This is a genomic window from Flavicella sp. IMCC45668 (assembly GCF_057219105.1).
Genome location: NZ_CM170114.1, coordinates 1,410,934 through 1,431,639, shown reverse-complemented (window position 1 = coordinate 1,431,639; position 20,706 = coordinate 1,410,934). Strand labels below are relative to the sequence as shown.

11 protein-coding genes are annotated in these 20,706 nt (G+C 34.3%); 10 read left to right on the top strand and 1 reads right to left on the bottom strand.

Annotated elements, in window-relative coordinates; all coding sequences use genetic code 11:
• A complete protein-coding gene (locus AC2DZ0_RS06230; RefSeq protein ID WP_484644402.1) occupies positions 1-1,548 on the bottom strand; it encodes a PhoX family protein in 1,548 nt (515 codons plus the stop codon).
• Positions 1,549-1,806: 258 nt separating this feature from the next.
• Here AC2DZ0_RS06230 and AC2DZ0_RS06225 point away from each other — a divergent pair, with 258 nt between their 5' ends.
• The 10 genes from AC2DZ0_RS06225 (at position 1,807) to AC2DZ0_RS06180 (ending at position 20,588) form a co-directional block, all read left to right on the top strand.
• The gene (locus AC2DZ0_RS06225) at positions 1,807-3,162 is read left to right on the top strand and encodes an MATE family efflux transporter (protein WP_484644400.1); all 1,356 of its coding nucleotides are present in this window, start codon (positions 1,807-1,809) and stop codon (positions 3,160-3,162) included.
• Between the two features lie 44 nt (positions 3,163-3,206).
• On the top strand, positions 3,207-3,443 hold the full coding sequence (locus tag AC2DZ0_RS06220; protein ID WP_484644399.1) for a hypothetical protein: 237 nt from the start codon (positions 3,207-3,209) through the stop codon (positions 3,441-3,443).
• A gap of 19 nt (positions 3,444-3,462) precedes the next feature.
• On the top strand, positions 3,463-4,698 hold the full coding sequence (locus AC2DZ0_RS06215) for a DEAD/DEAH box helicase (RefSeq protein WP_484644397.1): 1,236 nt from the start codon (positions 3,463-3,465) through the stop codon (positions 4,696-4,698).
• A 295-nt stretch (positions 4,699-4,993) separates the two neighbouring features.
• Entirely contained in the window at positions 4,994-5,965 is a 972-nt protein-coding gene (locus AC2DZ0_RS06210; RefSeq protein WP_484644395.1) for a Gfo/Idh/MocA family protein, read from the top strand.
• Between the two features lie 251 nt (positions 5,966-6,216).
• Entirely contained in the window at positions 6,217-9,747 is a 3,531-nt protein-coding gene (locus tag AC2DZ0_RS06205; RefSeq protein WP_484644393.1) for a sulfatase-like hydrolase/transferase, read from the top strand.
• 553 nt (positions 9,748-10,300) lie between these two features.
• Positions 10,301-12,568, top strand: coding sequence for a glycoside hydrolase family 3 N-terminal domain-containing protein (locus AC2DZ0_RS06200; RefSeq protein ID WP_484644392.1), 2,268 nt, complete (start codon positions 10,301-10,303; stop codon positions 12,566-12,568).
• Positions 12,569-12,571: 3 nt separating this feature from the next.
• On the top strand, positions 12,572-13,702 hold the full coding sequence (locus AC2DZ0_RS06195) for a glycoside hydrolase family 88/105 protein (RefSeq protein WP_484644391.1): 1,131 nt from the start codon (positions 12,572-12,574) through the stop codon (positions 13,700-13,702).
• Positions 13,703-13,842: 140 nt separating this feature from the next.
• Positions 13,843-15,942 carry a BNR-4 repeat-containing protein gene (locus AC2DZ0_RS06190; protein WP_484644390.1) on the top strand — a complete coding sequence of 700 codons (2,100 nt, stop codon included), beginning with the start codon at positions 13,843-13,845 and terminating at the stop codon, positions 15,940-15,942.
• 263 nt (positions 15,943-16,205) lie between these two features.
• On the top strand, positions 16,206-17,957 hold the full coding sequence (locus tag AC2DZ0_RS06185; protein ID WP_484644388.1) for a sulfatase family protein: 1,752 nt from the start codon (positions 16,206-16,208) through the stop codon (positions 17,955-17,957).
• 30 nt (positions 17,958-17,987) lie between these two features.
• Positions 17,988-20,588: a glycoside hydrolase family 2 TIM barrel-domain containing protein gene (locus tag AC2DZ0_RS06180; RefSeq protein WP_484644387.1), complete on the top strand. Its 2,601-nt coding sequence runs from the start codon at positions 17,988-17,990 to the stop codon at positions 20,586-20,588.
• Positions 20,589-20,706: the final 118 nt, after the last annotated feature.

Here is a 20,706-nt window from a genome sequence, read left to right as displayed (position 1 = left end):
TTATCTGTCTAATCCTTCGATAGTGTATAAAGTAGAACCTTCTACTGCCCAGTGGTTTTCAGCATCTAAAACGGCGCTGTAGTCAGTAAATAATTGACCTGTTTTAGCATTCCATCCATGGTTTTGAGTAATCAACATAAAAGTGTTTTTTCCGTTATTCACCACATCCGTTACGTCTATCATTCCTGTAATTTCCCAAAATTTAGCTGTTGTACCATATCCTAATGTTTCAGCATTTGTTTGATCACATTCTAAAACTGTTTTGATGGCACCAGTATTTAAGTCATATTGGTATACTTTTGCAAATCCATTGTCAGCAAAAGCTTTATATCCATTAGGGTCTTCTTGAATATATGCATAATTCTCTGTAACCAAAATGTTGTCTGGAGAATGGAACATTTCAGCTTTTCCTCCAACTTTATCTCCATCTAAAACGCAAGTTATTTTTGCAGCACCTGTTGGGTCAGTATCGTTTAATGTTACTTTGTAAATACGACCTAATAAAGTTCCTTTTCCTACTAAATCAGGCTTGTTTCTTCCTGTAACGCAAAAGTATATTTCTCTTTGGTTTTCAGCAGTTCCTCTTCTCCAGTCAATATCTTCTAATCTAGAGAATCCCATCAAACCTTTGGCTTTACACTCTGCATCTAAGGCAGAAATTTCTGTTTCTTCTAATTCCACAAAATCAGCAGTGTACTCTGTTCCTTCAATCATGTCTACTTCATTTGTAATTCCAGCAGAAGTAACTTTAAGTCCATATAACTTTCCTCCTTCTAAGTCTCCTCTGTTTCCTACATACATACCTAATTGTCCAGAAGGTACAGAGTTATCAGAATGATCATCTCCAATAAAGGCAACGGTTTTATCAGTATATGCATCTTTACCAATAACAACAGCATTTTCCGTAGACCATTGTCCGAACGCAGTTAACATTTTAGCAGAACTTGCTCCTTTTGTTGGTTTCCAAGGATTTGTTAAGAATACTCCTTTAGAAGCACCTCCCCATTCACCTCCAGAAAGGTATAAAGGTCCAAAGCCATGCTCGTCTTCAGAAATTAAGGATCCAGAACATTGAGCAGTTGCAGCTGTTGCGTCAGCGTTAACAATATATTCTCCATAAGCAACCTCTAAGTTACTGTTTAAATAAATTCTAGCAATTGAGTAGTCTGCTTCTATGTTATTGATCAAAGTAAAAGTTCCATCATTATTTCCAATTAAACCAGCACCATCTGCCATAGATCCATAGACAAAATGTTTACTTTCCGGAATTGTGTCTTCAGATGATAAAATAGGTTTTACCACAATATTGGAAAAATCGCTTGAAACTTTTAAGAGGTTAGGAGTTTTTGATGTTTTTAGTGAATTAGTGAAATCAATTTCACCAAAGTTTTTACCGTCTTCACCATCAAGTCCATTGATACCATTGATACCGTTTTCACCATTGGCACCATCAAGTCCATTGATTGCATCTTCTGTACATGCAACGGCAGCGGCTGCTAAGAATGCCATTGTTACAGTCCTTAAAATAGACATTTTTGAAATTTTCATAATTGAATTAGTTTTTAGGGATTAATTATTTTGACGCAAATCTATCTCTGTATGAAAAGCTTAGAGTTATCTAAAAGTGTTTTTTGAATTAGAAAAACTTTATGATAATGTAAACAAGTGAATTAATGGTTAATAATAAGAATCACTATAAATAAGGAGGTTTCTTTAGCTCATTTTAAGTTGAGTGATAAGATTTTAAAATAATTTCTATATGCTGTGGCAAATGACTCTATCTTTGTGCCATCTAAAATTTATAAGTTGAAACTATCAAAATATACTTCAGAATTTAAAAAGAACATGCAATTGGCATATCCTGTAATGCTTGGTCAATTAGGACATGTGCTTGTTGGGTTTGCAGATAGTATTATGGTAGGAGAATTAGGTCCTGCTCCTTTGGCAGCGGTGTCATTGGCAAATAGTCTGGCTTTTATAGCTTTTAGTATTGGTATCGGATTTACGTTTGCCATCACTCCTCTTATTGCTGAGGCGCATACCTCAAATAATGTTCAAAGAGGGAAAAGTTATTTTCAACACGGAATTTTAATGTCCTTTATATTGTCCATTGTTTTATGTGTTGTTTTGTTTTTGATGAAGCCATTGATGTACAAAATGGATCAACCTATTGAAGTTGTTGAGTATGCATCTCCTTATTTTGATATTATCATCTATTCTATGATTCCAATGCTTCTTTTTCAGGCATATAAACAGTTTTCAGATGGAATGTCGCAAACAAAGTACCCAATGAGAGCCGCTATTTTAGCAAATATGATCAATGTATTATTGAATTATTTGTTGATTTATGGGAAATTTGGATTTCCAAGAATGGAGTTGATAGGGGCAGGTTTAGGTACCTTGTTTTCAAGAATATTGATGTTGGCCTTCATCATGTACATCGTACACACCAAAGATGTTTTTGCTGTTTTTGTGGAGAGAATTAGAATTTCAAATTTTAAAAAGAGGTTTGTAGCAAAAGTATTTAACGTTGGGTATCCAAGTGCCTTACAAATGTTTTTTGAAGTAGGTATGTTTGCAGGTGGTATCTTGTTGACAGGAATGATCGGAACTAAAGCACAAGCCGCAAATCAAATTAGTTTAAACCTGGCAACTATGACCTACATGGTTGCGGTTGGTCTAAGTGTTACAGCTACAATACGTGTTGGAAATCAAAAAGGATTAAAAGATTTTGTGTCTTTAAAAAGAATTGCCATGTCCGTTTTATTTTTAATGCTCATAATAGATTTGTTTTTAGCGGCTGGTTTTATTCTTTTAAAGGACCTATTGCCTTTATTGTATATCGATGATACGGAGGTGGTAATTCTTGCGGCACAATTATTAATTGTGGCTGGGCTTTTTCAAATTTCGGATGGAATACAAGTGGTTTTTTTAGGAGCGTTAAGAGGGTTGCAAGATGTGAAATACCCAATGATAGTAACTTTTGTCGCTTTTTGGATTATCGGATTGCCAGTGAGTTACTATTTGGGTTTAAAAACAAATCTAGAAGCTTTGGGAGTTTGGATTGGGATGCTTGTTTCCTTAACTATATCCGCAATTATGTTGTATCTTCGCTTTCACAAATTGACAAATAAAATGATCAATGAACAGAAAGCTTTATAGGCTTTTTGATAGATTGAATTAAATTATAATAATTATACAATACTATGGAGTTACCAAAGTTTTTATTAGGTGATAATACGAAGGCAAATGAAGATGATATTTTTGTAATTCATACTGAATTTCCACGATTTATAATCAATTTAAAAGATGATGAAATTGAACTGATGGATGATCTCATAGGAAGTGATGAAGAAGAACTTTCGATTCAGGTTGCGGGATTTATTGAGGAAGCATCTGAGTTTTATGATGAAGAGATGAAGGCGTACGAAGAGGAAGCCTAGAGAAGCTAAAAAATATAGTATGGAATTTAGAGATTTAAAATTAAACAAGCCGCTTGTTAAAACTCTTATAAATAAAGGGTACGAGCAACCAACATTGGTGCAAGAACAGGTTATTCCGTTGGTTTTACAAGGGAAAGATGTGATCGCATCAGCTCAAACAGGTACCGGTAAGACAGCTGCTTTTGCCTTACCAATTCTTCAGAATTTATACGATAGGCAAGATCCTTCTAAAAGAGGAAGAAAGATAAGAGTTTTGGTGGTAAGCCCTACAAGAGAGCTAGCGATTCAAATTGAAGAAAATTTTAAATCTTATGCAGAGAGTACTGTCTTAAGAACGGCAGTTGTTTTTGGTGGTGCTTCCATTGAGCCTCAGAAAAAGTTGTTAGATGCAGGAGTCGATATTTTAATAGCCACACCTGGAAGGTTATTAGATTTGCATAAGCAAGATTTGGTGAATCTAAGTTTTATTGAAACGTTGGTTTTGGATGAAGCAGATTTGATGCTGGATATGGGGTTTATTGATGATGTTAAAAAAATTGAAAGACTCTGTCCAGTAGAAAAACAAATTTTATTGTTTTCGGCAACGATGCCACACAAAGTGGTACAGTTAGCAGAGACTATTTTAAAAAATCCAAAGAAAGTAGAGGTTGCTCCAACTTCATCCGTTGTAAAAACAGTGAGCCAGGTTTTGTACTATACGCCTAAACCTCAAAAAATTGAACTTTGTCTTTATTTGTTGAGAAACACAATAAAAGGAAATATTATTATTTTTAGAAGAACCAAATACGGTGTAGATAAACTTGAAAAAAGTTTGTTGAAAAATGGCTATAAAGTAGATAGTATTCATGGTGATAAACCTCAGTCTGAAAGACAAGATGCGATGAACAGGTTCAAACGAGGGGAAGTGAATATATTAATAGCTACTGATGTAGCTGCGAGAGGACTTGATATTAAAGAGTTGGATGCAGTAGTGAATTTTGATTTGCCGAATGTACCAGAAACCTATGTGCATAGAATAGGAAGAACTGGTAGGGCAGGTGAAATCGGAACTTCGTATTCAATTTGTTCTGCTGATGAAAAGCCATATTTAGCAAGTATTCAAAAGTTAATAAATACGCATATTTCTGTAGAAACAGAACATCCCTATCCATTAGATCCGAAAGCGAAACCTGAAGTTCATAAGAAAAAGGGGAGTAAGCACAGACCAGGAAGGAAGTCAGAGGCTTCTAAGAAAAAGAAAAAACGTTGGTATTGATTTACAAATTATAATCCGGTGTAACAATTGAGTTACATCGGATTTTTTTTGCAAATTATTTTGTTCCAATTGAATTCTTGAGAAAATGATTCGTAATCTTTGGACGGAAACAAGTAGTTAAGTAACAGTTGGGTTTTAGGGCATATGTTATAGAGATTGATGAGGATATTCTGTTAGTTATCAAAGTTTAGTAAGAGGCTTTTTATAAAACATATTATTTTTTTTACATAACAGTTCAGAACAGGACTTCTGATAAAAGTAAATAATTTTGAGTGTAACTTGCATAAAAATTGATATGAAAAAAAGAATTATAAGATGGGGCATCATAGGTTGTGGAGATGTTGCAGAAGTAAAAAGTGGTCCTGCATTTCAGAAGTGTAAAGATTCAGAGTTGATAGCAGTTATGAGACGAGATGCTTCCTTGGCGGAAGATTTCGCGAAAAGACATAATGTTCCTTTTTGGTTTGATAATGTGGAATCTATCTTGGCTAATAGAACCATCAATGCTATTTATATCGCTACGCCTCCCTCTAGTCATTATGCTCTTGTTGTGAAGGCCTTAAAAGCCGGTAAAGACGTTTATGTTGAAAAACCGATGGTACTTACCAAGGAAGAAGCTGCTTCGTTGTCTAAAATTGTTCGAGAAAGTTCTCAAAAAGTGGTAGTAGCTCATTATAGAAGGTATTTGCCTATGTATATTAAAGTCAAGCAACTTTTAGATGAAAACTATATAGGGGAAATACATCATGTAGATATTCGATTTCTTCAACCTTTTGATTTTAACCCTAAAACTACTTGGCGTTTAGATAAAAGAGTCTCAGGAGGTGGATATTTTCATGATTTAGCACCACATCAGTTAGATTTGATGTATTATTTCTTTGGTGATTATGTGAGTGCTTTTGGTATAGCATCAAATCAAGCATCAAAATATGAGGTAGATGATTCAGTGAATGGAATAATAAATTTCCAAAATAAAGTTCAATTTATAGGGTTATGGTCCTTTGTAGCCCCAGAGTATTTAAAAACTGATATGTGTTCTATATACGGATCACATGGCAGCTTGCAGTTTTCTTTTTATGAGGACAAGTTAACGGTACATTCAAAAGGAAGTTATGAAGAATTAGAGTTTAAAAATCCGATCAATATTCAGCAACCGATGATTCAGGAAACCGTTGATTATTTTCTTGGTAATAGAGATAATCCGTGTTCTGTTGAAGAAGGAGAGCTTATAATGTCCTTGATGTTTGATTTGACTCATAAGGTGTAAATAATTAAGATTACTAGGGATTTTATAATTTGTGCTTTTGAGATTGAATGTGAATCAGTTGTTTTGAAAAAGTTAGTTTTCAAGATGTTGTTTATGAGTGTGATATAGTTTTGTTAGAGAGTGGTTCACTACACATCAGTACAGCTATTCAAATCAATAAAAGTAATTTAGAACATTGTTGTGTTTTTTAGGTTGTGTTTTGATCTGATGAAAACAACAAGGTTTAAGAATTTACATTTAATTTTATTCATATGCATAATCATAGATTTTTGTTGCTTGCGTTTATAGTGTTCGCCGGCGTAGGGAAAATAAAAGCACAACAAAATAATACCACAAATAAAAAACCTAACATTATTTTTATCTTAACAGATGATCAAAGGTATGATGCAATAGGTTATTATGGGAATAAATATGTCGAGACACCAGAGATGGATGATTTGGCAAAATCAGGAACCTATTTTAAGAAAGCGATTGTAACAACGCCTATTTGTGCTGCTAGTAGAACAAGTATTCTTACAGGTTTACATGAAAGATCTCATAACTATACCTTTCAAACAGGAAATGTACGTGATGAGTATATGGATAATTCATATCCTAGATTGCTAAAAGATAATGGATATTATACAGGTTTTTTTGGGAAGTACGGTACACGTTATGATGGATTAGATAAACAATTTGACGAGTACGATTCGTACGATAGAAATCATAGATACAAAGATAGAAGAGGATATTACTATAAAACCATCGGTAAAGATACTGTTCACTTAACAAGGTACACCGGACAACAAGCATTAGATTTTATTGAAAAGAATGGCGCCAATGAAGAGCCGTTTTGTTTGTCTTTAAGCTTTAGCGCACCTCATGCTCATGACAGTGCGGTAGATCAATACTTTTGGCAAGAGACTACTAATGAAATGTTGAAAGATACTAAAATACCTGGCCCGGTGTTGGCAAGCGATAAGTATTTCAAAGCACAGCCAAAAGCAGTAAGAGAAGGTTTCAATAGATTACGTTGGACATGGAGATATGATACACCAGAAAAATACCAGCACAGTTTAAAAGGGTACTATAGAATGATTTCTGGGGTTGATTTAGAAATCAAAAAAATAAGAGAAAAGTTAAAAGCAAAAGGAGTAGAAAATAATACCGTTATTATTGTCATGGGTGATAACGGCTACTTCTTGGGAGAAAGACAAATGGCAGGTAAATGGTTGATGTACGATAACTCAATTCGTGTTCCATTGATTGTCTTTGATCCACGTGTGAAAAAGCATCAAGATGTAGATGATATGGCTTTGAATATTGATGTTACTGCCACTATTGCGGATTTGGCGGGAGTTGAAGCTCCGAAGTCTTGGCAAGGAAAAAGCTTGATGCCAATTGTAACTCAAGAAAAAAGTTCGATGGAACGAGATACAATTTTGATTGAGCATATCTGGAATTTCAGCGAGATCCCTCCGAGTGAAGGAGTAAGAACCAATGAATGGAAATATTTTAGATATGTAAATGACAAACGAGTTGAAGAGTTATACAATCTTAAAAAAGATCCTTTAGAAACAAAGAATTTAATCAACAAAAGAAAGTATAGAAAAATTGCCGCAGCACTTAGAGCAAAGTGTGATGAATTAATTAAAAAGAATAGTAATGAATTCAGAGCTGCGCCTAGAGATTTAACAGTAGAATTGATTAGAGAACCAAAGACAGAGGTAAAGGTTTTTGATTTAAAACCTGAATTTGGATGGTCAGTTCCTTTAGGAGCTAAATATCAAGGTGCATATCAAATTTTGGTAGCTTCTTCAAAAACGAATATTGATGTAAATAATGGTGATGTTTGGGATAGTAGAAGAGTGGCTTCATCAAAATCTACAGATGTAGAGTATAGTGGGAAAGATTTAGAAATAGGTAAAACTTATTTTTGGAAAGTTCGTATTTGGGATGAAGCAAATAGGTTAGTTGACTATTCAGAAGCACAACAATTTACTACAGGAAAAAGCGATAATTATATCATTTCTACAGAAAATAAATTTGAAACTACACAGGTAAAGCCTGATAAGTTTGAAAAAAGAGGTGATTTCTACTTTATGGATTTTGAGAAAGCAGCTTTCGCAACTATGAAGTTTACATACAACGCAAAAAAGGCTCACACACTAACAGTGAGAGTTGGTGAAATGTTGGATGATAATGGAAATGTGAATAGAGTTGTACCAAAGAAAAGTAATATTCGTTACCAAGAGATAAAAGTTGATGTATTACCTGGTAAAAAAGAATATCAAATTCAAGTTCAGACAGATGAAAGAAATACTAGACCGAACAAAGCGGTGCCTTTGCCAAACGGTTTTCCTCCATTAGTTCCTTTTAGATATGCTGAAATAGAAGGATTTGAAGGTGAGTTAAAAGCAGAAGATTTTACGCAGCTAGCTTTCCATACCTATTGGGATGAAGAAGCGAGTAGTTTTATAAGTGACAACAAGGTCTTAAATCAAGTTTGGGATTTATCTAAATACTCTATCAAAGCAACAACATTTAATGGTTTGTATGTAGATGGAGATAGAGAACGTATTCCATACGAAGCAGATGCTTACTTGAATCAGTTAAGTCATTACACAACAGATAGAGAATATGCAATGGCAAGAAGAACCATTGAATATTTTATGAAAAACCCAACATGGCCAACAGAATGGCAACAACATGTGCCTTTATTGATTTATGCAGACTACATGTATACTGGAAATATTGAGTTGATAGAGCGTTATTATGAACCATTAAAGCATAAGTCCCTATTCGAATTGTCTAATGAAGATGGATTGATTACTTCAACAAAAGTTGACGAAGAATTCATGAAAAAATTAGGTTTTCCTGATGGATATAAAAAACCATTAACAGATATCGTTGACTGGCCATCTAAAAACTTCTACGGAAGTAAAACAAAAGGAGAGCGTGATGGTTTTGTTTTTAAACCCTATAGTACTGTAATCAATTCTTTCTTTTATGAAAACATGAAAATCATGGCTGAGTTTGCTAAGTTATTAGGAAAAACGCAAGAAGCTTTAGATTTTGAGTACAGAGCAATAAAAGCTAAAAAAGCAGTGAATGAACAAATGTTTGATCAAGAAAAAGGAATCTACGTGGATGGTATCGGTACAGATCATTCGTCATTACACGCAAACATGATGCCTTTGGCATTTGGAATTGTACCTGAAGAGCATTTTCAATCAGTCGTGGATTTTGTAAAATCTAGAGGTATGGCATGTAGTGTGTATGGAGCACAATTTTTATTGGATGGTTTATATAATGCAGGTGAAGAAGATTATGCTTTAGAATTGCTTGCAAGCAAAGCAAAAAGAAGTTGGTATAATATGATTAGGGTTGGTTCTACCATCACCTTAGAAGCATGGGATTATGAATACAAAATAAACTTAGATTGGAATCATGCTTGGGGTGCTGCTCCGGCAAATGTAATTCCAAGAGGCTTATGGGGAATCAAACCAAAAACACCAGGTTTTGGAATTGCAAGTATCAAACCTCAAATGTCTAATTTAAGAAAAAGCGAAATAGAAGTTCCTACAGTTAGAGGAACGATTAAAGCAAAATATAGCTATAAAGGGAAAAGGATACAAGAGTACGTTATTGAAATTCCTGGAAACATGGTAGCTGAGTTTTCATTAAATAATTTAGAAGGGAAAGATTTGTTGCATAATGGAGAAAAAGTTCCAGCTGCATTTGATTCGGTACGTTTAGATCCTGGTAAACATGTCATAGAATTGAAGATAAACTCATTTTAAAATAAAAGCCAATATGAGAGTATTGGCTTTTTGCATTTAGAGAGTTGATGTGAAAAATCACTTGGAGTGGTTGCCAATGAAAATTGAACAGTCTATACAGTTCAGAACAGGTATATTGTAAAAGGCTTTTAAATTTAAAGAGAATTTTTTGAGGGTTTTAATTGAAATAGTGTTAGCGTATCATGTTTATTTGGTGTCTGGCATTCGGTTTACGGCTATCTAATTCACTTAGAATATAGAAGATGGTTCTCAAAAGAAAGCTGTGTAAGTTTATGTCGCATTCAAAAAACATAGAAACAGAGTGGTAAGTGTACGAAAGTGGTTGTCTATTTAGAAAAAGAGGGGGTAATTCGTATGAAAATTGAAAATTTTGTAACATTTCAATTTGTGATTGTTAATAAAAAAGTTTGTCAAGATATTGAAGTTATTTCTGAGGTTAGGATGAAGTGTTGTCCATAAATAAAGAAAGGTGTTTTGAGAAAAAATTATGCAAATTATATTCGCTTACCGGAAAATGTAAGCTTTTGATTTTAAAATAAAATAAATATAAAAAATGAAGAAAATAGTTTTATCATTAGCTGTAGTAGCGATGTTTTATTCATGTGAAATGAAAGAGGCACAAGAGAAAGACTACAACGATGCAAGTTTATCTATTGAAGAACGTGTCGAGGCATTATTGCCGAAGCTATCTTTAAAAGAGAAAGTTGCGCAAATGAGAATCTTTCATGCTAATATTGGTGTGAAACATGATGAACAAGGAAACTTGAAGTTATCAAAACGTGTTAAGGATAAGCTTGAATTAGGAATTGCCGGAATTAAAAATCCTGGTGAACATGTAAGTGCTGTTGAAGCGGCTAAATTTAACAATGAACTGCAGAAATATATTATTGAACACAACCGATGGGGAATTCCTGCATTGTTTGTAACAGAATCTTATAATGGTGTTGATGCTGAAGGTTGTACTAAATTTGGTAGACCTATGACATCAGCAGCTTCTTTTAATCCAAAATTGGTACAAAAACAATGGGATATTGTAGGTAGAGAGGCTAGATTAAGAGGGATGCATATGTGTCATTCTCCAGAAGCTGATTTGGTTCGTGATCCAAGGTTTGGTAGAATGAGTGAAGCTTTCGGAGAAGATACTTATTTAACAACACAAATGGTAAAGAATGCCATTATTGGTGTACAAGGAAATTATGAAGGACTTGGAAATGGGACACATATTGGTGCGGTTGCAAAGCATTTTGCGGGATACGGACAAGTATTGGGAGGTTCAAATTTTGCAGCTATAGAAATTTCACCAAGGACTTTGATAGATGAAATATATCCACCTTTTGAAGCAGCTGTGAAAGAAGCGAAAACTTTGGGTATAATGGCTTCTCATGGAGATTTAAATGGGGTTGCGAGTCATGGAAATCAGGCTTTGCTTACAGGAGTATTGCGCGACCAATGGGGGTTTGAAGGTTATGTAGTTTCTGATTCGAATGATATTGCACGTTTGTTCTATTTTATGAATGTTGCTGAGTCTCCGGAAGCGGCAGCTCAAATGGGATTAGAGGCAGGAATAGATATTGATTTATATGCAGAAGATTCGTATGCTTACTTACCAGAAATGGTAAAAAAGGATCCAGAACTTGAAAAACTAATTGACAGATCTGTGAGACGTGTGTTACGAACAAAATTTATCTTAGGATTGTTCGATAATCCGTATATCGATATCGAAGAGGTTAAAAAAGGAGTGAGAGCAGAGTCTTCTTTTGAATTAGCGAAAGAATCTGATTTAGAATCCATCATTTTGTTAAAGAATGAAAATGGAATATTGCCTTTGCGTAAAGAGAAAAAGACAAAAGTTGCTCTTTTAGGTCCTTTGTTGAAAGAAAACACAAAAGAAATGTTTGAGTCTGTTGCAGGAAGTAAAATTAAGTTTATTGCTGAAAAAGGATTCAATCTTACAAACGAAAGAGGCGGTGCTCCTAAATTATTAGAGAGAAACCCTGCCGCGATAAGCAAATTAGTGAATACAGCGAAAAATGCAGATGTAGTGGTGTTGTTTTTAGGAGGTGATAAATTTACAGCTAAAGAAGCTTATTTTAGTAATAGTACACTAGGGGATAGAGCTACAATTGATCCAGTGGGACCTCAAGACGAATTGTTAGAAAAAATTAAAGCACTTGGAAAACCAGTGGTCGTTGTTTTAAAACACAGAAGAACCTTGTCTATCAATACGATTGCAGAAAAAGCAGATGCAATTTTAGATACTTGGGATTTAAGTGAATTTGGAGATGAGTCTACTGCAAGAATTGTATTCGGTGAAGTTTCGCCATCTGGTAAATCCCCAGTAACTATTCCTCGTTCAATAGGTCAGTTGCCATTCCATTATAGTATGAAAGAAATCAACTATAAAAAGGAATACCTATTTTTAGGGCAAGGTCCTCTTTATCCATTTGGATTCGGTTTAAGTTATGTAGATTTTGAATATTCGAATATAAAAATATCGAATACTGAAATTACTCCATCTAGAGAGTTGATTGTTAGTGTTGATGTGAAAAACAACGGAGATATGAAAGCGAAGGAAGTTGTACAGATGTATATCAAAGACGAAATAGGATCGGTTACAAGACCAGACAAGGAACTGAAAGCGTTTGAAAAGGTTGAATTAAATCCAGGAGAGCGTAAAACAATTTCATTTAAGATTAACCCAAAAATGTTAGAATTTACAGGGGCTAATATGCAAAAAGTTTTAGAGAGTGGAGACTATACTGTAATGGTTGGAACTTCATCTAAAGAATATTTAGAAACTACATTCAAACTCAACAAATAAAAAATGAAAAAGTTAATTTTAAGTATACTAGTTGTAATAGGCATATCAAGCTGTAAAGTATCAGAAACAGCAGTAGCTCAAGATTCGTTGAATAATGTCGAAATTGAAGCGTCAATGATCAAAGCTTTGGAGTGGCAAGAAGCACATCCTATTTTTGCGATTCATCCAACAGACTGGACTGAAGGAGCTTACTATACAGGGGTTGCAAGAGCGCATAAAACGACAAAGGATATGATGTATATGGCTGCTTTAAAAAACCAGGCAGTTAACAATAATTGGCAAACTTATAAAAGATTACACCATGCAGACGATATAGCTATTTCTTATAGTTACTTGTATATTTCAAAGGCAGAAAAGAGAAGAAATTTTGTGGATTTAGAACCTACAACAAAATTCTTAGATGCACATTTATTTGAAGATGATAACTGGAAATCAGGTAAGAATCCAGGAATCGATGGAAAGAATATTTTATGGTGGTGGTGTGATGCTTTGTTTATGGCACCTCCTGTATTGAATCTTTATGCCAAATACACGGAACAACCTAAGTATTTGGATGAAATGCACAAGTTTTACATGCAAACTTATAATCAATTGTACGACAAAGAAGAGCGTTTGTTTGCAAGAGATATGCGTTTTGTTTGGAAAGGAAATTCGAAAGATAGAAAAGAAGAAAACGGAAATAAAATATTCTGGTCTAGAGGAAATGGATGGGTGCTTGGTGGGCTAGCATTGATTTTAGATGATATGCCTGAAGATTATGAACATAGAGATTTCTATGTGAATCTATATAAAGAAATGTCCGCTAGAATTCTTGAAATTCAACCAGAAGATGGTTTATGGAGAACGAGTTTGTTGTGTCCAGAATCTTACGATCATGGTGAGGTTAGTGGAAGTGGTTTTTATACATTCGCTTTGGCTTGGGGTGTGAATAATGGATTGTTAGATAAAGCTACATATACTCCAGCAATAAAAAAAGCTTGGAACGCTCTTGCAGCATGCCAACATCCTGACGGAAGAGTAGGATGGGTACAAAATATTGGAGCCTCTCCAGAACCTGCATCTTTTGATAGCTGGCAAAACTATGGTACTGGTGCTTTTTTAATGGCCGGTAGTGAGGTGTTAAAGTTAAAATAATAGCATAGCTCATAATTTGATAAAAAGTAAAAAAATAATGAGATTTTTAGGTGAGCTATCAGATTAACAACAAGGCATCTTCCATTTGGAAGATGCCTTGTTGTATTAAAATGAACTACTAAAAAGATAAATCATATAGTATGAAAACGTATTACCTTGTAATTTTAGTCTTGTTATATTGTTCTTTAGTAGAATCACAAGAAAAACAGTTTGTAGTAAATTTAAATGCTTCAACGAAAGTTGCAGACGATGGTTTGTATTTTGCCGGAACTAAAGATGTGAATTATAGATTTGGACCAAGAATTACACCTCATGGCGATTGTGTTGATGTTGTCAATGGTTATGCGTTTGTAACCTGGTACAAAGGAGGCATGGATAAACGTAATTTAATGCTTTCCAGAAAGAACTTAAATGTAGAAAATTCGCCTTGGGTAAGTATTGAATTTCCACATCAACATGTCGGTCAAAATGGAGAGCTTTTAAATGGAACGGGTATTCGTGGAGATTCTCACAATACAGCAGCAATTGGAGTTAGCACCATAGACAATACGATTCATATAATTTATGATATGCATGCATATCGATCTTCTTCTCTACCCAATCATTTTTTCAATTATTCGGTTTCATTAGCAAACAAAGCATTCGTGCCAGATAATGAGTTTACTATTGATATTTTTAATGCGAAACGAAATTATTTAAAATCAGGAGGTGATTATGAACGTATGACGTATCCTATGATTCATAGAGCAGATAACGGTAGTCTAATTGCTAGATTCAGACAAGGGGGCTCAGGTAATGGTGATATTCTTTTAGCGCATTATAACGGTGCATCATGGAGTAACAATTGGTTGTTTCATGAAGGAACATTAGCAGCGCCAAATACAAATAATATGTATGGGGGAGAACGTTTTTTACATGGTAAGTTTTATAGTGGTTTTTCAATAAGATATGCTACCAATAATAGTAGTGATACAAGCAATGGGTATATGCTAAATAGTGGCTTGTATTTTGCCTATACAAATGGCATTCCTAATAATTCTTCTGTGCCATGGTTCGATGTAAATGATGTTGCTATTTCACTACCGATAAAAAACAATGTCAACCCCAATATAGACCCAGTTCAATTTGCACAACCAGGTGATGATTTCGGCATATCCTCAATGCCGAGATCATCTACTGACCCAGCATGGACAGTTACTGAAAATGGAGCTATTCATTTTGTTCAAAGGGTTGATAATAGAAATGTTCATTATTATAAGTTGGCTGCAGATGTCAATTTCTCTAGCAATGCAGATGGACTTATACCAAACCCTCAAACCCGTGGAGAAATTTATAGCTACAAAAACCATGTATTTATGGTTGAACTTCTAGGAGGAAAAGTCAATGTTAAAAGTACTCCAGAGGGAAAAAATGACTGGACAATAGTTTACGCAAGTTCAGAAACGATAAATTTTTCGCATTTTGATGCTTTTGTTGAGGGTAATAAACTCTATGTATATTTAATGGAAAATACTGGGAATAATACACCAGGTGTTGGAGATAAACGTCCTCTGTATTTTAAAGAATTTACCTTGTCAGAGGTTGATATTCCAACGGAAGGAGATAATATATTGTTAGAAGCAGAGGATTACACAACGGCATCTAACGATATTGTGGTGGGATCGAATCCTGACGCTTCTGGGGGTGCGTATATCGACTCTTTTTCCTCAAATCAATTTGTAGAACATAAGTTTCAGGTAGAAAATGCAGGTAAGTATAACTTTAAACTATTTGCCGCAAATAGAAATCGAGATGATTCTGTCATGGATATAGAAATTAATGGAACATTATTCGAGAGTGTTTTAATTACTAGAACATTTGATTGGAATGTATATTTAGAAACAGTAATCCCAGATATTTCATTAAATCAGGGGGAAAATACCGTTCGATTGACCCAACGAAAATCACTATCAAGTGAGCCTGATAAAATAGAATTTGAACCAACAGATGCATTGAGTTCGAAAGATTATTTACAGAATGATACAAGTGTTTACCCGAACCCAAGTACGGGTCTTTTTTATTTAAAAAATTATGATGATAATTTGGCGTATACATTATTTTCTAGTCGAGGTGAAGTTTTGAAAAATAGTATTATGGAAAAAAATGAACTTGATTTAGTTGGGTATCCAGAAGGTGTTTATTTCCTCAAGCTAGCTTCCAAGGGAAACACTGAGATAAAGAGATTAATAATTAAAAATTAAATACACTCTTACACGGTAAATTAGGGGTGTAATATTCAGTATTGTACAGAACACTTGGGCCTGTATAGTTTTTTATTTTGGTTGATGCACTAAATATTCTTGAATCGGGATCATTTGATAATAAGTAGGTTTATAGAGCTGCGATTTTCAATTAGTCAGGAGTGAAATTTTGCATGCAAATAATGAATAACAATCAATGGTTGAGGGATATTATTTTTCAATCTTAATTTACGTGTTAAACGGTATTGAACAAAAATATTTCTATGGATAAGTTTATATTGACAGTTGTCACATGTCTGTTTATGGTTGGTTGCCATATAAAAAAGAATCAAAAAGATTCGTCTAATGATTTAAAATTACAAAAGAGACCGAATATTCTTTGGTTGGTAACTGAAGATATGGGAGCTTACATTCCTTCTTTTGGTGATAGTACGATAGTGACACCTCATCTTAGTCGTTTGGCAGCTGAAGGTGTGTGTTATCCAAATTTATATTCTCCATCAGGTGTTTGTGCACCGAGTAGAGCAGCCATCGCTACTGGGATGTACCCTTCAAGTATCGGGGCGAATCATATGCGTGTGAATTCTTATACCATGGAGAGAGGATTGCCAGCTTATGAAGCCGTGCCACCTGCCGAAGTGAAAATGATAAGTGAGTTATTACGTTCACAAGGTTATTATTGCTCTAATAATTACAAAGAAGATTATCAGTTTAAAGCTCCTGTTACAGCCTGGGACGAGAGCAGTCCATATGCTCATTGGCGAAACAGAAATAATGAGCAACCGTTTTTTTCTGTGTTTAATTTTACTGTAACACACGAATCAGGTTTGTTCGAACCTTATGGGTTTCGAGAAATAGAAACTAGGTACGATCATTTAGGAGATAGAACGTATCAATGGAAAAATAAAGGAACTTCCCCTGCTAATAATAAATCAAAAGAAGCTGAAACTCCTATACTCGTTTCTAAGGATACGGAATTCAAGATTCCTCCTTATTTGCCAAACACACCAGTTGTTCAGAGAGATATGTGGAAGCTTTACAACAATATCGCAGAAATGGACCGGCAAGTAGGAATGGTTTTAAAACAATTAGAAGAAGATGGATTGTTAGAAAACACATTGATATTTTTCTATGGAGACCACGGTGGACCTTTACCTAGAGAAAAACGTTTGATTTATGATTCGGGATTGAAAACACCTTTGATTATTAGGTTTCCTAATAAATTAAAGGCCGGAACCGTAGATAAGCAATTGCTAAGTTTTGTTGATTTTGCTCCAACAATGTTATCTGTGATTGGGCAACACCCGAAAAATTATATGCAAGGAAAAGCTTTTTTAGGGGTAAATAAAGTTGAAGTTGAACGAACATATATTCATGGAGCAGCAGATCGTTTTGATGCAGAAACAGACATCATTAGAGCGGTGAAAGATGGTCAATTCAAATACATCAGAAATTACCTGCCAGAAATACCATATTATTTACCAATTACCTACAGAGAAAGAATTCCTAGCATGCAAGAATTATTAAAATTACGAGAAGCAGGGAGGCTAAATGACATTCAAAAACAATGGTTTCGTGCATCAAAACCACAAGAAGAATTATTTGATTGTATAGCAGATCCTAATGAATTGGTCAATCTAGCGGGAAAAGCAGCGTATTCAGAAAAGTTACATGAGCTTCGGGACGAAATGGATAGGTGGCTATCTGAAATTAATGACAACCCATCAAGAAAAGAGAAAGATCTAATCAGCTTTTTGTGGAATGGAAGTTCAAAAAAGCCAATTACTGCACCCCCAAAAGTATCAAATGAAAATGGAGTGATTTCGATTGCTTGTAAGACAGAAGGGGCTTCCATAGGATATAAAATTGAACAACCGGGTACAGCACCTCAGAAAAGTTGGCAGGTCTATACAAAACGATTCTCCATTGCCGATGGATCAAAATTAGTAGTAAAAGCGCATCGAATAGGGTATGTTTCTAGCAAAACATTAGAACTAGTATTTGAGAAAGAATAGCTTTAATATTTCAACTATCATCCAATAACAATGAAAATAACAAATTTATTAGTAACATTTTTAAGTTTCGCAAACTTCTTAATCGCTCAACAAGTTAGACATATTGAAACAATCAATGAATCATGGAGCTTTCATAAAGGAACAATTGAAGCCCCTTTTTCTGATAATAATACAACAGTTTGGGAAAAGGTTACTATACCTCATTCATGGAATACTGAGGATATTCTAGATGATGAAGATGGATACTATAGAGGAGATGGATGGTATAAAAAATCTATAACCGTTCCAGAGGTCTATGAAAACCAACAAGTATTTTTGCTTTTTGAAGGTGCCAATCAAGTCACTTCTCTATATGTAAATGGGCAAGCAGTAGGTGAAGATCATATTGGTGGTTATACTACTTTTACCAGAGATATTACAGCTGCTTTAAACCTTGGGGCAAACGAAATAGCAATCAAAGTAAACAATGCTCATAACGATGAAATTGTACCACAAGCGGCAGATTTTTCTTTTTATGGAGGTATTTATAGAGACATACAATTAATCATTACCAAACCTGTTCATTTTGAAGTAGCAAATTTGGGTGCGAATGCAGTTTTTATATCAACACCCAAAGTGTCTGAATCCTCTGCTACAGTTTCTGTGAAAGCGAAATTAAAGAGACCAAAAAATGGACGTTATTTAGTGAGAAACACTTTATATGACGCTGATAATAATATTGTAAAACAATCTTTTAGAAAATCTTCATTCGGTAAAGATGTTATAAATGAATTCACTATTGAGAATCCAAAGTTATGGTCACCAGAAGATCCGTATTTATACAAATTAGTTACGGAAATAATCGATAAGAAAAAAAATGTTTTTGATAGAGTAGAAAATCCTTTAGGTTTTAGATGGTTTCGTTTTGATCCGAAAGAAGGTTTTTTTATCAATGGCAAGCAAACCAAATTGATTGGTACATGTAGACACCAAGATTTTTACGGAAAAGCTAATGCAGTGAGTGATGAGGTACATAGAAATGATATGAAATTGTTAAAAGAAATGGGTTCTAACTTTTTCCGTATAGCCCATTATCCGCAAGATCCGGCAATATTAGAAATGTGTAATAAAATGGGGTTTGTGGCTACTTTAGAAATTCCTTTTGTGGACAAAGCAGCGGCAAATGAAGCCGGGAAGCAAAACACGATTAATATGCTGAAAGAAGCGATTCGTTTTAATTATAACAATCCTTCTATTGTAGCTTGGAATTTAGGAAATGAAACGACTATGAAAGCTCCTAGTAAGTTAGGAGAAGCGTATACAAAACACTTTGTAAGTACGCATGAGGCTTTAGCAAAAACAATTAAAGATGAAGATGAAACAAGATATTCTTACACAGTTTTTTTTAGAGAACCAGCGTATCAAGATAAATTAGGAATTCGATTTACAGAAATCGTAGGGTACAATAAATACTATGGTTGGTATATTGAAGAGTTAGAAGATATTGATAAGAATTTAAGAAGTTTGGTTGAACGTAGCTTAGCAATTGACCCTGACAAACCATTCATCCTAAGTGAATATGGAGGAGGTGCAGATCCGAGATTAAGAACCTACAAACCAACTCGATTTGATTTTAGTGTAGATTACCAATTTTTATTGCACAAAGCTTATATGAAAGCGATTTTGGATATTCCTGAAATTGTTGGAGCAAACGTATGGAACTATGCCGATTTTCAGGTAGAACATCGTAAAGATGCCGTGCCACATATCAATAACAAAGGTTTGGTTACTTCAGATAGAAAAAAGAAAGATGCTTATTATTTATACCAAGCATTATTAACCGATACACCTTTTATAGCGATAGCTTCTAAAGGTTGGAAAAAAAGAGCTGGTATTGCAGATGTTGAAGGCGGAAATTCTGCAACACAACCTATTACTGTTGTAGGTAATGGAAGTGAAGTGGAATTATTGGTAAATGGTAATTCTGTTGGAAAACAAAAATTTGATTTTGCAACTGCAACATTCAATGTACCGTTTGAACAAGGGCAAAACTTAATTGAAGTGATTTCTGAAAAAGATGGTAAAATAAGTAAAGATTTTGCAAACATCGAATTTACACTTCAGCCTAAAAACTTAAAAAGTGAAACCAATCCTTTTAAAGAGATTGCTATTAACGTGGGATCATTCTGTTATTTTATTGAAACGGATAACATAGACTACTTATGGATGCCCGACAAAGAGTATGAAAAAGGTGGTTTTGGTTATGTTGGTGGAGATTTATTAAGATTTAAAAGCAAACGTAGAAATAATATTGGAGTAGATGTTAGTGTAAAAGGCACTGAAAATGATCCTATTTATCAAACTCAAATGATAGGATTAGAGGCATATAAATTAGATGTTCCAAAGGGTACATATGAGTTGACTTTATTGTTGGCAGAATTAAAAACCAAAGGTGAGAATAGCATGGATATTTTTGTGAATTCTAAAAAGATTTGGTCGAATCTAAATATTAAAAAGGAATATGGAAAAGACAGGGGAGTATCCAAAAGGTTTTTAATTTCTGTTGATGATGACAATGGAATCACGATAGATTTTAAGGCTATAAAAGGAAAAACACGATTGAGTGGTCTTAAGCTTAGAAAAGTGAATTGAGATTTTCAAATAAAACAAGAATACGCGGATGCGATTTTTATTAGAGATCATTGTATGACTCTTGAATTATATTTATTGATAAGAAATTTTGAATAAGAAAAATATCTTTTTTAGAAGT